Origin of the sequence: Protofrankia sp. BMG5.30, assembly GCF_001983005.1 — a bacterium.
GTDB lineage: Bacteria > Actinomycetota > Actinomycetes > Frankiales > Frankiaceae > Protofrankia > Protofrankia coriariae.
The window spans coordinates 1-15,213 of sequence record NZ_MOME01000068.1 but is presented as its reverse complement, the minus strand read 5'-3'; the positions used below and the strand labels follow the sequence as shown (position 1 = coordinate 15,213).

The 15,213-nt window shown below is 66.2% G+C and carries 12 protein-coding genes and 1 pseudogene; 2 read left to right on the top strand and 11 right to left on the bottom strand.

Annotation, left to right across the window (positions count from 1 at the left end; translation table 11 throughout):
- On the top strand, positions 1-343 hold a 343-nt coding region (locus BL254_RS23725), incomplete at its 5' end, for an oxidoreductase C-terminal domain-containing protein (protein ID WP_305775657.1).
- Positions 344-388: 45 nt separating this feature from the next.
- Here BL254_RS23725 and BL254_RS23720 read toward each other — a convergent pair.
- From BL254_RS23720 to BL254_RS23685, 8 genes are all read right to left on the bottom strand, one after another.
- Positions 389-2,038 (bottom strand): AMP-binding protein, encoded by a 1,650-nt coding sequence (locus tag BL254_RS23720; RefSeq protein ID WP_083731356.1) that lies wholly within the window; start codon positions 2,036-2,038, stop codon positions 389-391.
- A 120-nt stretch (positions 2,039-2,158) separates the two neighbouring features.
- Positions 2,159-3,325, bottom strand: a complete 1,167-nt coding sequence (locus BL254_RS23715) for an acyl-CoA dehydrogenase family protein (protein WP_076845224.1) — start codon at positions 3,323-3,325, stop codon at positions 2,159-2,161.
- Positions 3,326-3,352: 27 nt separating this feature from the next.
- On the bottom strand, positions 3,353-4,777 hold the full coding sequence (locus BL254_RS23710; protein ID WP_047221736.1) for an aldehyde dehydrogenase family protein: 1,425 nt from the start codon (positions 4,775-4,777) through the stop codon (positions 3,353-3,355).
- A gap of 26 nt (positions 4,778-4,803) precedes the next feature.
- On the bottom strand, positions 4,804-5,601 hold the full coding sequence (locus BL254_RS23705; RefSeq protein WP_076845223.1) for an SDR family oxidoreductase: 798 nt from the start codon (positions 5,599-5,601) through the stop codon (positions 4,804-4,806).
- Between the two features lie 17 nt (positions 5,602-5,618).
- A complete protein-coding gene (locus BL254_RS23700) occupies positions 5,619-6,812 on the bottom strand; it encodes an amidohydrolase family protein (RefSeq protein ID WP_076845221.1) in 1,194 nt (397 codons plus the stop codon).
- Between the two features lie 81 nt (positions 6,813-6,893).
- On the bottom strand, positions 6,894-8,969 hold the full coding sequence (locus BL254_RS23695; protein WP_076845219.1) for an acetate--CoA ligase family protein: 2,076 nt from the start codon (positions 8,967-8,969) through the stop codon (positions 6,894-6,896).
- Positions 8,970-9,057: 88 nt separating this feature from the next.
- Positions 9,058-10,323 carry a cytochrome P450 gene (locus BL254_RS23690; RefSeq protein ID WP_047221739.1) on the bottom strand — a complete coding sequence of 422 codons (1,266 nt, stop codon included), beginning with the start codon at positions 10,321-10,323 and terminating at the stop codon, positions 9,058-9,060.
- Complete coding sequence (locus tag BL254_RS23685) at positions 10,320-10,763, bottom strand: nuclear transport factor 2 family protein (protein WP_076845228.1); 444 nt, start codon at positions 10,761-10,763, stop codon at positions 10,320-10,322. The genes BL254_RS23690 and BL254_RS23685 overlap by 4 nt, the downstream gene beginning before the upstream one ends.
- Before the next feature lie 386 nt (positions 10,764-11,149).
- Here BL254_RS23685 and BL254_RS23680 point away from each other — a divergent pair, with 386 nt between their 5' ends.
- On the top strand, positions 11,150-12,271 hold the full coding sequence (locus BL254_RS23680) for an acyl-CoA dehydrogenase family protein (RefSeq protein WP_076845217.1): 1,122 nt from the start codon (positions 11,150-11,152) through the stop codon (positions 12,269-12,271).
- 393 nt (positions 12,272-12,664) lie between these two features.
- On the opposite strand, the gene BL254_RS23675 is transcribed toward BL254_RS23680, so the two are convergent.
- The 3 genes and pseudogenes from BL254_RS23675 to BL254_RS23665 form a co-directional block, all read right to left on the bottom strand.
- Positions 12,665-14,245, bottom strand: coding sequence for an AMP-binding protein (locus BL254_RS23675; protein ID WP_047221741.1), 1,581 nt, complete (start codon positions 14,243-14,245; stop codon positions 12,665-12,667).
- A gap of 40 nt (positions 14,246-14,285) precedes the next feature.
- Complete coding sequence (locus BL254_RS23670; protein ID WP_076845215.1) at positions 14,286-14,759, bottom strand: DoxX family protein; 474 nt, start codon at positions 14,757-14,759, stop codon at positions 14,286-14,288.
- A 44-nt stretch (positions 14,760-14,803) separates the two neighbouring features.
- Positions 14,804-15,213: pseudogene (locus tag BL254_RS23665) on the bottom strand (ABC transporter ATP-binding protein); the annotation flags it as partial.

The window sequence follows — 15,213 nt, the reverse complement described above, 5'->3', positions numbered from 1 at the left end:
GCAGGGACGACGTCTGGCAGCCACGTTGGCTGGCCGTCCTGAACCCTTCAGCTCCGTCCCGTGGTTCTGGAGCGACCAGGCCGACATCAAGCTGCAGATCGCCGGACTCACTACGGGCCATACGGAAGTAGTCGTAAAGGGAGACGCCAATAGCGAGCGCTTCTCAGCGTACTGCTTCTCGCAGAAGCGCCTGCTGGGCGTCGAGTCGGTCAACCGCCCAGCTGACCACATGGCTGCCCGTCGGCTGCTCAGCGGGTCGACGTCGCTCTCCCCGCAGGACGTGCGACGAGACAACTTCGACATCAAGCGTKCGTCCACCGGTTCAGCGCCGGTTGCCCCCTGATCCGCAGCTACAGGTCAGGGGGCAACCGATGGAGTCAGAACGGACTCACATGGCCCGTCGCTCGCTTCTCGTGATGACTAGACCCAGCGCCTCGAAGTCGATTGTCTCCGCCGTGATGCCGCGCTCGCGAAGCTTGAATTTCTGCACGCGGCCGTTGACGTTTGCCGGCAGAGCATCAAGAAATTCCACGTAGCGGGGGACCGCATAGTACGGCAGCGTGGTCCTGAAGAAGGTGAAGAGCTCCTCGGGCTCGACTGACTCATTCGGCTTGAGAACGATGCACACCTTGATGTCGTCCTCGGACAACTCTGACGGCACCGCGTGGACCGCGACCGCCGAGAAAGCAGGGTGCTTCATCAACGCCGCTTCGAGCTCAAGCGAGGACACGTTCTCCCCGCGGCGCCGCAGCGAATCCTTCTTGCGATCGACAAACCAGAAATATCCGTCCTCATCGAGGCGACCGCTGTCTCCGGTATGGTGCCAGAGGTTACGGAATGCCTCGACGGTGGYCGCATCGTCGCCCCAGTAGCCGGAGAACAGGCGATAGGGTCTGTCCGCACGGACGACGATCTCACCGGGCTCTCCCGCGGGTACCTCGATGTCATCTTCATCGACTATCTTGACCTGCAGGCCGGGCGTCAGCTTGCCCATGCTGCCGGGCCTGCGTATGCCACGAGGGTCGCCCAGCAGCGCTGGCCAGCATTCGGACTGCCCAAAGACCTCGGCGAAGGGCTCGATGCCGAAACGCTCCGCGAACCGCTCGATGAGTGCCGGGGTCGACGGCATGAAGGTGATGTGGCGCAATTTGTGCTGTTTGTCCYCCGGGCTCGGCGGTGTAGCCATGATCGCCATACCCATGGCGCCCATGCCCATAGCCGTCGTCGCACCCGTCTCCCGAATGCGGGACATGTAACCGGATGCGCTGAAGGAGGGCTCGACGATGGCRGATCCTCTGACGGCCAGGGCGGCGGCCACGAGCCAGGTCTGGCCACTGAAGTGGAACAGGGGATTCGCACCGAAGACAACGTCGCCCTCGGCGTACCAGCCGAAATCGATGAAGACGTTGACGAGGTTGCAGTAGTACCCGTGCGTAATCGTACAGCCCTTCGACGGACCTGTGGTCCCCGACGTGTAGATGACGGCACACACATCCGCGGGCGAGAGGTCCACCGGGTCGAGGGGCCGGGCCGAGCCCTCAAGCGACGCGAACGGTGTGAGATCGGGCAGCGACGTCGTCTCAGGGGCTTCCCCGACGACCACCAGGTGTTCGATGCTGTCGAACTCAGGCAGCACGGGCTCGAGTATCTGCAGAGCGGCGGCATCGCCGATGTAGACGCGCGGTGTGGTCTGTGCGAGTTGGTGCCGCAGGAAGTCGCCACGCAGGTAGGTGTTCAGCGGGACCTGGATCGCTCCGGTCTTGGCGATCGMGTAGATGAGAACGACGTACTCGATGCGGTTGGGAAGGTTGATCGCCACGCGGTCACCTTTACCGACGCCAAGACCCTGAAGGGCAGCCGCCACGGTGTCCGAGAGCCGGTCGAGTTCCCTGAGCGTCATCCAGGGGCTCGCGCACTGCACGAAATCCCGGTCGGGGTCGCGCACAGYCTCCTCCCGCAGCCAGTCGCCTAAAACCTTGTAGCCGGAGCCCTGCTCCGCCGCCAGCGGCGCGGGCTGCTCAGGCAGCGCTTCGGTCATGGTGGTCACGTCTGCTCCTCGGCTCTCAGTGTCTAACGGGACGCCGCTTTCGGCACGGCCGACGCCCCCGATTGAATTTATGTTGATTTCGAATCGGGTCAAGGAGCGCACGCCCGTACTTCAGTAACTCTTGGGCAGACCGAGGACGTGCTGCGAAATGTAGGCGAGCACGAGCTCCTGCGGAAGCGGTGCGATCTTCATCAGTCTGGCCTCACGCCAGTAGCGGGCCACGTGGTACTCCTCGGCGTACCCGAAGCCGCCGTGCACCTGCATGGCGACGTCGGCGGCCTGGAAGCCGGCATCCGTGGCGAGAAACTTCGCCATGTTGGCCTCAGCGCCTGCCGGCAGGCGCTGATCGAGCAGCCAACCGGCCCGACGGGTGACCAATTCTGCGGCCTGCAGCCGCGAGTACGCTTCGGCGAGCGGGAAGGCGATGCCCTGATTCTGCCCGATAGGCCGTCCGTAGACGACACGATCGCGCGCATAGCCGACCGCCCGGCGCAGCGCGGCACGCCCGATGCCGAGCGCCTCGCTGGCGATCAGGATGCGCTCGGCGTTGAGGCCGTCGAGCAGGTAGCGGAAGCCGGCCCCCTCTTCTCCGACCCTGTCGGACACGTGGACGAGCAGATCATCATAGACCGTCTCGCACGAGGCGACAGCGTTGCGACCCGCTTTTGGGATGGGCCGGATCGTCACGGCTGGGTCCCGGAGGTCGGCCATGAGCAGAGTCAGTCCCTCTGTGCGGGTGYGCACCTGCTCGACCGGGGTCGTGCGGACCAGCAGCAGTACCTTCTCCGACTCGAGCGCCTTGGAGGTCCAGACTTTCTGCCCGCGTACGCGGTAATGATCTCCCTCAAGCTTGGCCGACGTCCGGATGGYGAGCGTCTCGGTACCGGCGTCCGGCTCGGTCACACCGAAGGCGACAKGCAGGTCACCGTTCGCCACCCGCGGAAGGTACTTCCGCTTGAGCTCCTCACTGCCGTGCAGGGCGATCGGGTGCATCCCGAAGATGGACAGATGGATCGCGCTGCAGCCGTTCATCGCTGCTCCGGACGCAGCCACTTCCTCGAGGATCACCGACGCCTCAAGCAGCCCTCGCCCGCCGCCACCGTACTCCTCCGGGATGGCGATACCGATCCAGCCACCCTCGGCGAGGGCGGTGTAGAAGTCCCAGGGGAACTCGTGCCTCGCGTCACGCTCGGCCCAGTACTCGTCGTCGAACTTGCCGCAGATGCTGCGAATCGCATCGCGGATCAGCCGAAGGTCCTCAGCCTCGGTGAAGTCCACTGTGGTCCTGCTCCTCTTCCTCGGCGGTCACGCGTACTGCAGCGACTTGAGCTCGTAGAATTCGAGCAGCCCATGTATCCCCAGCTCCCGGCCGATACCCGACTGTTTGAAACCCCCGAACGGGGCCTGAGCGTTGAAGAACGAGCCGTTGATGTCGATCTGTCCGGCGCGGATACGGCGCGCCACCCGCCCCGCGCGCTCGGTGTCCTGCGACCACACACCGCCCGCGAGCCCGTAGATGGTGGAGTTGGCGATCCGGATGGCGTCATCGTCATCATCGAATGGCATAATCGCCAGAACGGGGCCGAAGACCTCTTCCTGGGCGATGGTCATCCCTGGCGTGACGTCAGAGAAGACCGTGGGCTTGACGAAATAGCCGGCGGCGGTCTCCTCGGGCTGCTCCGGCCCCCCGGCGACCAGCCGGGCGCCTTCATCAAGGGCGCCGCGGATGAAGCCACGGACCGCCTCCTGCTGCCTCTGGGAGACCAGCGGCCCCATGTTTGTCGCCGGGTCGAGAGGGTCGCCCAACCGGTAGCCAGCCACCCGCGCCTTCACCAGCTCCTCCACCTCGGCAAGCCGCCCGTGCGGCACAAGCATGCGCGTCCACGCGGTGCAGGTCTGCCCGCTGTTGGTGAAGCAGTTCGCGACACCGACCTTCACAGCCTGAGCAAGGTCGGCRTCGTCGAGGATCACGTTGGCGGACTTGCCGCCGAGCTCTAGGGCCAGCCGCTTTATCGTCCCTGCCGCGAGCGCTCCGATCCGACGGCCGGCCCGGGTACTACCCGTGACGTGGACCATGTCGACGTCCGGATGGACGACCAGCGGCTCCCCCACCGACTCCGCAGTACCGGTGACCAGGTTGAAGACACCCGCGGGGAAGCCCGCCTCGTCGACGGCCTCCGCCACTGTGAATGCGCTGAGCGGTGCCACCTCCGACGGCTTCACGACCGTCGTGCATCCCGTCGCCAGCGCGGCGCCGATCTTGCCAAGCAGYTGCTGCAGAGGGTAGTTCCATGCGGTGATGCACGCGACGACGCCGAGCGGTTCACGGACGACGACCGACGAGCCGATCTTCTCCTCGAGCGAGAGCTCCGGAAGCAGGGCTCTGTAGTGCGCGAGGGATCGACATGGTGCCTCCGCCTGCAGGAGCCGGGACACCCGCACCGGAGTACCAACCTCGGTGGTGATGGTTCTAGCCAGTTCGTCGATACGGGCGGTCAGCGCCTCCTCGAGATGTCTGATCAGCTCCAGGCGTTCGTGTAATGGCGTCGTGGACCAGGCCGGGAACGCCTGCTTCGCCGCCTCGACGGCGTCGTCGACGTCGACAGCATCCGCATCGGGGATGATTCCGATCACGGCCCCATTCGCCGCTCCATGAACCAGGAGTTCATCCTGCCCATGTGGTCGCCGCCACCTACCTGCGACATACAGCTCGTCACGTACGACGACCATGGGCACTCCTCCGTGTCAGCACCATGTCAGCGCGGAGTCCTAGCGTGCAGACGCCGCATCTTCACAAGCCAGGCGTCGTGGTCGGCAGCCTTGCCCTGGAAATACCTCGAAACGTTCGGATGGGTGAGGATCAGGAATTCCTCCTTACGCACCCCATCGACGATCGACTGCGCGGCGTCCTCTGGCGTCACGGCACCCGCGACAGCGAACCACTCGCCCTGGGCGCCGCGCAGCATGTCTGTCCGCACCCCCTCCGCCACGATGCAGGACACCTTGATACCGGCGTCCCCGTAGTGGATGGCGAGCCATTCCGTAAGACCCACCGCCGCATGCTTTACGGCCGTATACGGCGCGTTGCCGAGTGCGGTCAGCAGACCACCCGCGGACRCATTCTGGACAAGGTAGCCCTCACCTCGCGCGAGCATCTGGGGCAGCACCGCGCGCGCGGCATAAACCTGCTGCATCACGTTGACGTCCCAGACCTCCTGCCAGGCGGCGTTGGACGCCCAGGGATTGCCACGCTCCTGCAGCGGCGTGGTGCCGTCCCAGGGCTCTCCCCACAGCACGCCTGCGTTGGACACGAAGACATCGACACGCCCGTGCTCGCGGGTCGCGGYGTCGACCAGGTCGATGACCTGGTCCTCCACCCGCACGTCGCAGGGGTGGCCGAGGCAGCCGAGCTCGTCGGCCACCCTCATGGTCCCCAGCTGGTCGATATCGGACACCACGATGGTCGCCCCCTCTGTGGCGAAGCGGCGGCACATGGCCGCGCCCATCCCCCGCGCGCTGCCCGTGACGACGACGACTTTACCCTTCAGCTCCATGATCGAATCAGGGCTGCTCAGCCGATGCTGACAGACAAACCTGTCAGCATCGCGGTGTTGCTCCACAGGATCTTGCGTTCGGCAACCGGGTCGTTCAGCTCTGCGGTGATCTTTTCGTACTGCCTCGGCTCGGYAAGGCCCTCGGGATGCGGGTAGTCGGATCCGAAAAGCACATGGTCGGGTCCGAGATGCCTGACGACCTCGAGCAGGTTGTCCTCCCAGAAGGGCGCGACCCAGACATGCTGCTTGAACTGCTCGACTGGATCCGAGGAGAAATATCCAGGCTGTTGGAAACCCGCGCGGTTGAGCCCCGCCAGCAGGAGCGGGAGAAACTCTGCGCCGTTCTCCACGGACGCCACACGGAGGCTGGGGAAGCGCTCGAACAACTTGTCGCAGACGAGGGCACCCAGGTAGTTGCCGATCGCCCGGTCGTGACCGACCGCAACTTCAAGCGGCGGGGCCACCCCACCAATGATGTTGCCGTGGTGATCCACGTACTTGTCGAGGCCGACGCCCCCGACCTCGCCGACATGCGGGATGAGCGTGGCACCCGCTTCGGCGAGGCGGGCGAAGATGGGGTCGAACCGTTCGTTACCGGGACTGATCCACCCGTCTTCGGTGTACACGGCCTGCGGCCGGACGACGAAGATGCGCGCTCCGTTGTCGAGACCGTGCTCGACCTCCCCCACTGCGGCGTCGACGTCTCCGAAGGCCAGGTAGGGCGCGGTGAAGATACGGTCCTGGTAGTTGTAGCCCCAGTCGTCGAGGAGGAAGCGGTTGAACGCCTTGAAGGCGACGRCCGCCGCTGGCACGTCCTCCTGCAGGCTCTCCTCGATTCCCATGCCGAGGGACGGCAGCATCCAGACACGCTGGATCTCCTGCTCGTCCAGCTTGCGGATCCGGGCGTCCCGGTCGCGGTAGTAGGCCGGGAGCGGCTCGCGCTGCGCGAGGTACTCCGACAGCGGCTTGCCGGCCTTGTTGCCCCGGAAATAGTCGGCCATGACACCGGGCTTGACGATGGGGTCGAACGTCGGGTTCGTCACCGTCTTGTCGACCCTGCCGCCGACGATCAGTCGTTTACGCCCGTCGATCTCGGCTAGTTGCACCGTTCGCTCGGCCCATTCCCTGGGCCGGTGCCTCGTGAAGGCGTCGAGCGGCTCGTAGTAGTGCTGGTCGCAGTCGAAGACAGGCGCCCTGGCGTCATCGCTCATGTGACTCTCCGAGGAATCATGACCGCAYGTTGCGCGCGCTCATCGCATCGATTTCTAATTCTAGACTGAATTTGAACAACGTCAACCAGAGATGTCAGGCACGAAGAGGGCGTCCACAACGACTCCGCCACCCCCACCGACGAGGGCAGGGTTGACCTCGATCTCACGCAGCCGCGCGGTGTGGAGGAGGTCGGCCATCCGGTGCAGCGTGTGATGCACCCATCCCAGGTCCACGGGGTCTGACCCCCTGAAGCCGAAGAACAGATCCGCCGTGCGCAGGCGACTCAGCGCACGGCGGAGGGTCTCCTCGTCACAGGGCAGGGGGACGGACTCGACGTCCCGTAGGACTTCGACGGCTGCCCCGCCGAGGCCGATACTCCCGAAGACGCCGAGACGGCCGGCGYTTCGGACGGTGAGGACGAGCTCGACACCGCCGGTGGCCATGGCCTGCAGCAGCCACTGCCGAGTGCCCTGAACCCCTTCCTTGCCGGCTCGCTCCCGCATCACGCCGAGCGCCGACACCACAGCGTCTTCGCTCCTGAGCCCGACGGCGACGAGCCCGAGCTCGGTGCGGTGCGCCACGTCCTCGTCGCCGATCTTCAGCACGACCGGGTAGCCGAGCTCGGCTGCGGCCTTGGCTACCGCCGCGGGATCGTCGCCGAGCACGCGCATGGCGACGACGTCGACGCCTTGCTCAGCCAACCGTTGCAGTGCGGCGGCTCCGCCTTTCGCCGATGGGGATCCGGCGGTGCGATGATCGGCAACGGCTGCCTCTCCTGCGGTCGTGCGCTCGGGYCCCAGCAGGGCGCGCACAAGCCTTCCGAGGTCGGACGGCTTCTCTGCGACCAGGACGCCTCGCGCGCGCAGCTGCTCGATGTACGGACGCAGCGCATAGCCGCCATACCACAGCACGACGAAGGGCTTGCCGCTCTCGTCCATCACCCTGAGCACGTCGTCGACGCTCTGCTGGTTCCAGCCCCGTGCGCCCATCGGGAAGGGGACGCATAATGCCTCGACGGCAGGATCCGCGGCCACRGCAGACAAGTAGCTGCGGAAGTCTCGCGGCATCGACCCGGGACCCACATCGAGGGGGTTGTGCGCCGCTACGAACTGCGGAGATCGCTCCTTGACCTTCTCGAACGTCTGCTGGGAGAGCGCCGGGAACACGACACCCGCCGACGCCAGCTGCTCGGTAGCAAGCACGGCCATCCCCCCGGAGTAGGCGACCATGCCCCAACGCCTGGGAAAAGATGTCGTCGTGGTGCGGACAGCACCGAGAACCCACAGGTCGTCCGGGTCGTCGACGACGGTGACACCGAGAGCGCGCAGGAGCCCGAGCTCGAGAGCGCCCCTGCCCACGATCTTGCCGGTATGGCTCGCCGCAGCCTGCTCACCGGCGTCCGTACGGCCGCCGAGATAGGCCACGAGACGCTTGCCGGCGGCGTGGAGCCTCTCGACGGCCTGGGAGAACAGCGCGCCATCGCGGATKGACTCGACGTAGAGGGCCACGGTGGCAACATCGGGATGCTCGGCGAAGAACGCCACGAAGTCGGGGATGTCCATGTCCCGCTGGTTGCCCGTACTCACGATGTGCGAGATGCCTACGCCTGCCAGCCGGGCCCGCTCGACAACGGTGCTGCCGATCGCACCGCTCTGCGCGATCACCGCGAGGCCGCCAGGGACGATCGGCTCCCCCTCCGTCAGCACCGACGTCATACTCATCGCCAGCCCGCTGCGCACGGTGACCAGACCCGTGCTGTTCGGCCCGACCATGGCGATGCCGTGCTCGCTCGCGAAGTCGAGGAGGGACTGTTCCAGGGCCAGGCCGTCGGGTCCCATGTCCGCGAAGCCAGCCGTCAACACGAGAGTCTGCGTTACCCCGATGTCGGCGCACTCCTGCAGGACAGCCAGGACGTGCCGGGCCGGCACCGCGACCACGACCACATCGGGTACATGGCCGATGTCGCGCAGCGATGGGACAGCGCGCCGGCCGTCGACTTCGGTCGCACTGGGATGGACCACAGTGACGTCACCCTGGTAGCCATAGACCCTGAGGTGGTCGAGCACCGCGCGGCCTCCTGCCTTGTAGGCCTGGGCCGAGCTGGTCGACACGCCGACGATGGCAACGGAGCGGGGTTCGAGGAACGTCCTGGCCACGTCCGGACGCAGCGTGTTCCGTCGTGCTGTTGTGGGAACTGCTTGGTCAACCGACATGGTCGCTGTCATGCCTTTTCTCGAGGGGCGGTCAGGCCGTGGTGGGGTCGCCGTCGCGCCAGGTGCGGAACGGCAGGTTCACGAGGCTGCGTGTCTGACCGCCGTAGGCGACCAGCTCGGCCTCCGGCGGCAAGGAGAACCGCGGGATACGCGAGAAGATCTCCTCGAAGGCGATGCCCATCTCGAGCCGGGCCAGGTGGCTGCCCAGACAACGGTGACTGCCGGCGCCAAAGATCATGCTGTGCTCGGGCTTGCGGTCGAGCACGATTTCGTCGGCGTCGACGAAGACGTCCTCGTCACGGTGCGCCGAGGCCATTGGCACGACCACACGGTCGCCGGGCTTCAGCTCGGTTCCCCGGATCGTGTGCGGCTTCACCACGGTTCGGCTCATGTGGACGATCGACTCGTAGCGCAGCAACTCCTCTACGGCGCTCGGGATGAGGTTCGGATCCGCGGCGATCCTGTCCTGCAGGTCCGGGCGTCGTGCCAGGTGCATGAAGCTGAAGCCGAGCGCCGTCGTCACCGTGTCGAGGCCCGCCAACACGAGCACGTAGGCGAAGTTGAGGATCTCTCGGTACTCCAGGGTTCGGCCGCCGGGCATCTGGGCCTTGACGAGGACCGAGATGATGTCGTCGCCCGGCTTCTCGAGACGCTCGTCCAGCAGCCCCTTCAGGAAGTTGTGCAAGGCCTTCCCTGCGTCGATGCGCGCCTTGGTCTGCGCGTCCGTGTCCCCGTGCTGCACCCCTGCCGTCGTGGTGTGCAGAATAGTTCCTGCCCAGTCGCAGAGCTGGTCACGCTGCTCGACGGAGAAGTCAAGGCCTACCTGCCGCAGGAACACCGCGCTGGGCAACGGCTTGGCGAACTCCTCCATGAAGTCGAACTCGCGCTTGGCAACCATGCCATCGACGAGCTCACGGGCGAACTGCCTGACCGCAGGCGCCACGTCAGCGACGGCATGGGGGCGGAACAGGGGGTCCACCACCATCCGATAACGACGGTGGTCCGGCGCGTCCACTTCCAGCGGAATGAGCGCGCGGCTGTGCCCGGGCGTCGGCGGTGTGTCCGCTGGCCACGACGAGAAGGTGGCCGCGTCGTGGAGGACCTCTGAGATGTCCTCGAACTTCGAGAGAATATAGAAGCCGCCGTAGTTCTCCGTGTGTGCGACCGGGCACTTCTCACGCAGCACCGCGTAGCTGGGGTGTGGGTCAAGCGCAAAGACAGGGTCGTAGTGRTCGTAGTCGTGTCCGAGCACCGCCTGGGCGGTGCACCGACTCGTCTCCTGCACCTGCTCGCTCATGCCGGCACGCCCCCTGTCATCAGCTCTGTCCTCGCGGCCGCCGGCCCGTCGAGCAGTCCCGCGACCGCGGCCGTGTCCTTGTAGAAGACGTCCACCCTGCGAATCAGCCCGTCCCTCACGTCGTACAGGTCCACGACATCGAGAGGGATCACGCGCCCCGTACTCCGCGCGGCGATGGTCCCACTGACCCGGACGAGCACACGATCTCCCGCAGCGCTCACCTGCGGAGCGTCGAGGCGTACCCGGTAGTCGCGCCCGACTGCGCGCAGCACTCCCAYGAGCCCGTCCCTACCCTCCCAGTCACCGCCAAAGGGCAGACTCGACGCCTCGGAGAAGACCAGGTCGTCGGCCACGAGTGACAGGCAGGTCTCGATGTCCCCCACCGCCAGGCAGCTTGTGAAACGAGTGACGATCTCAACGTCGTCCGCGCCGGCTTCCATCGTCACGCTCCTCCAGACAGCGCTCCTCGGAGCGCCTTCGCTGGCCGTTGCGGCGTATACGGCAAGGCCGTATGTTTCAGGAACACTTTCTACTATGAATTCGATTAGACGTCAACGCGTCGCCGGAGGTCATCATGGAGGCCAGCACCCATGCCTTACGCGTTCGACTAACCGCCCTTGCGCTCCCGCCTGCCGCTGGCACAAGCTCCGATGACGGTGACAGGCACCTGGCTCCGGCGTCCTGGTGCGGGACCAAGAGCGGCTATAGYGCAGCAGAGCCCCATTAGATCCCCGCACGCAGCTAAGGCCTGGTTCACCGGTCAGGACCGCAGCTTCTACATCGTCCGGCTCGCAGGAGCCACTCTCAGCGCCATCAGGGAGACACTATGATCATTTTTACCGACGAGCAGGAGGAGCTTGCTCAGCTCGTGCGGCGCTTCGTCGTCGAACGCGCGCCGCTGTCGCATCTCCGGCAGTTCCTCGACGACGGCGGCCATGACACGACGATCTGGCAGCAAATGTCCAAAGAACTCGGACTCCCCGCGCTCGCCGTCCCCGAGGAGCATGGCGGTATGGGGTACGGGCCGGTAGAGCTCGCGGTGGTGCTGGAGCAGCTGGGTGCCGGTCTCTACAACGGCCCGTTCTTCTCGAGCGTCTGCCTCGCCACCGGCGCCCTGCTGCTGGCCAGGACACGGGACGAGCTGGACGATGTCCTGCCCCAGCTGGCTAGTGGTGAGCAGACGGCAGCTCTTGCGCACGCTGAGCCGGATGGGAACTGGGACGGCGCCACAGCGACGACCACGTGGCGTCCCGACGGTGAACGCGCCCGGGTGAGCGGCACCAAGACGCTGGTCGTCGACGGCGCGACCGCGGATCTGATCGTGGTGACCGCGGCACGGCCCGATGACCCGTCTGCCMTGTCGCTGTTCGTCGTCAGCGCTGACGTCGACGAGGTCCAGCRTCGTCGGCTGCCCACTCTCGACGCGACACGCGCTCTGGCCAACATCGAGTTAAGGGACGCCCCTGGGCGCCTGGTCGGCGAGGAGGGCAAGGCCGGACCGGTGCTGCGCCGTGCGTTRCAACAGGCTGCCGTCCTGCTCGCCGCGGAACAGCTTGGCGGTGCGCAACGGTGCCTCGACATGGCCGTCGCGTACGCCGGGACGCGAGAGCAGTTCGGGCGCGCCATCGGGAGCTTCCAGGCGGTGAAGCACCGGCTCGCGGACACCCTCCTCGATGTCGAGACCGCCCGCTCCGCGGTGCTCCTGGCACTCACCTCATGGGTGGCCGGYGAGGATCTCGGTGAGGTCTCGAGCCTGGCTCGAGCGCACTGCTCCGAGGTTTTCGCCCGCGCCGCGTCGACCAACGTGCAGGTACACGGAGGCATCGGCTTCACCTGGGAGCACGATGCGCACCTGTTCCTCAAGCGCGCCAAGGGGTCCGAAGCCCTTCTCGGAAGCCCGTCCGCACACCGCGAGCTGCTCGCGACGGCCCTCGGGTTGGGCACCTAAGCGCCGGTCAAGTAGTGCGGAGCCAGCTACGGCCACTCGCACAGCACATGATCCAAATGGCTTTGTTGGTGAGTATGCTCCCGGCCGGATCAGCGTACTCACCGGCAAGGTCACATCGATCTTCTCGATAGCTGACACTCGTCGGCGTATGCCACCGTTCGCCAAGCCACGCATGGTTACGTGACCAGCGCTCCGGTTGTCCCGTCTCGTAAGGCTGAGGGCACGGCTGGCGGCGGATGACCTCCGAGCGCGTGGACAGCGGTGGTGACTGAAGGTGTGCAGCCAGCCGGGCACTGCGGCACGGCCGTTCGGTCTCGCTGGTGTGGATGCGGGCGTAGGCCCATTCCCCGAGCAGAAATCCGGCCGAACCTTCCCATAGCGGGATCAGCGGGATCAGCGGGGCAGAATGATGCCCACCGCCTGACGATCCCACGTCGCCTCCGTGCTCGGCCTGTCACGCAGCTCGAACTTCCGCACCCGCAGCGTCTGGGTCTTCGGCAGCTCCGCGACCACCTCGACGAACCTTGGGATCATGAACCGCGGYAGCCGTGGAACGAGAAAGCCGATCAGCTCGGCCGGATCGACAACGCGACCTTCGACAGGGACAACGAAGACCTTGACCTCATGCTCGCCTAACTCCGCAGGCACACCGACACATGCGGCTTCAAGGACATTCGGGTGCGCCATCACCTCGGTCTCCACCTGGAAGCTGGAGATATTCTCACCCCGCCGCCGCAGGGTGTCGCGCATGCGGTCGACGTAGAAGTAGTTGCCTTCCTGATCGCACCGGAACGCATCGCCGGTGTGGAACCAGCCGTTGCGCCAGGCCGCCACCGTGGCCTCGGGCCGCCGGAAGTATCCGACGTTCATCTCCCATGGCCGGTCCGTGCGAATCACCAGTTCACCTACCTCACCGGTGGCCACCGGAAGATCGTGTTCATCGACGATACGCAGCTCAACGCCGGGCCGTGGCCGCCCGACGCTGCCCGGCACGATCTCGGCTCCGGGCAGCACCAGGAGTGGTGCGCTGATCTCCGTCTGACCATAAACGGAGCACAGCTGTGCGACACCGAACCGTGCGCGGAACGCGACGGGGTCGGCGACCATCGGGGCCAGCACGACTACCCGCAGTCGGTGCGCCCGCTCGGCCTCGCTCGACTCCCGAGACAGCAGGAAGGCCGCCATGGTGCCGACGAGCAACGCGTGGGTGCTCTCGGTCTCCGCGACGACATCCCAGTAGCGTGAACCGGCGAACTGCTTCCGCACGGCCATGCTCGCCCCTGCGGAAAGGCAGACCAGGGCGGTCATCTGTCCGCTCACGTGGAACAGCGGAGTGTCGACCAGCCAGCGATCGGCGGCGCTGAGACCACCAGCCTCGCCCATGGCGTTGACCCCGCCCATGTACGTGGCGAGATACGGGGTCAGGACGCCTTTCGCTGGACCGGTCGTGCCAGAGGTGAAGTTCACGGCGTGCACGTCCCAGGGTTCGAGGGGCGGGTCGAGCACGGGTTCCGTGGCCGTCCCGGTGCACAGCTCGGCAGGGGACACCATGACGAGGTCGAGCCCGAGYCCAGCCAGCCGCTCACCGAGGACGCTGTCGGTGACGATCACCGAAGCGCCCGACTCGGCACAGACGTGCCGGAGGCTCTCCCCGCGGTAGGCGACGTTCACGGTCACCATCACCGCGCCCAAAGCACTGACCCCCCACCAGGCGCGCAGCCAGTCGAGCCCGTTCGGAAGAAAGAGTAGAACGTGATCACCGCGGCCGACTCCACGTGCCGCCAGTGCCGTCGCCGACCGATAGGCTTCGTCAAGAGCCTGCGCCCAGGTCCATCGCTCGCCATCAGGGCCGAGCACGCAGAGCGCATCAGGCCGTTCGGCAGCGTGTCGTTCCAGGACAGCTCGGGTTACCACGCGGTCGCGGGCGGGAAGCGTCTGTTCTGCCGACGCTGCCGGATGCAACGACGCCGTCATGCCGTCTGACCGCGCCGTCTGTTCATCGCGACACCACCCCTCACGCCGGACGGCGCCAGAACGCGGCCAACTGGACGGCGGCAGCACCCAACCCGATCCCCGCGGTCAACAGCCCGCGACGCACGCTCGGGTGGTCGTCAGCATGCTTGAACAGACGGTCCACACTGAACCGGCCCGGGCCGAGTGTGCTCAGGGCCACGGCGGCGGCGGCCAGGTTGAGCACGTACTCGTAGCCCTCCGCGGTAATAAAGAAGCCGTTGCGGACGTGCACGGAACGGGCGGCCACCCCCATGGTCCCAACAACCGCCGAGGCGGCCAGGGGTGTGCCGGCCCCCACCAGCAGTGCGCCGCCGGCGCCAACCYCCACCACGGCGGACAGTCGTGCCTGCAGCTCCGGCTCGCGGAACCCGATCATCTGGAACCAGTCCGCGGTTCCCTGGATCGTCCTGCCATGCTTGACTCCGTGCGCGATCATTGTCGTACCGACTGCCGCACGCAGGATCAAGCTCGTCATCCCTATACCCACCGATGTGCCTCTTTCGGAGGTCGGACGGCCATTCACTGGATCGGAAACGGCCTGTGCACGTTGATGACTTCGGTGGAACCTGGATCCCACGGGATCTCGTAACGAACGAGATCATCCTCCGTCAAGGACTCGCGAATAGCCTGCTGCGCCTTCAGCGGCAGGGTATGCAGCATTTCCATGACCCGGTCCTTGCGCCGCTGAACGGCGCGCCGCTCGGGTAGGCCGGCACTTGGTTCGTACTGCGGGTCGACGAACGTGATGTCGTCCCGTGCCGCAGCTCCCTGCTCGCGCAGCTGCGCCATCTCAGCTTGCATCTGCGCCGAGTCCTTCTCCTCCGACATCCCGATGGGCCCGGCTCGGCGGCCCTGCAGGAACTGTTGGACCACGGGTTCCTCCGAAGTCAGCAACACCTCGCGGGGACCAAACATTACGAGATTACGGC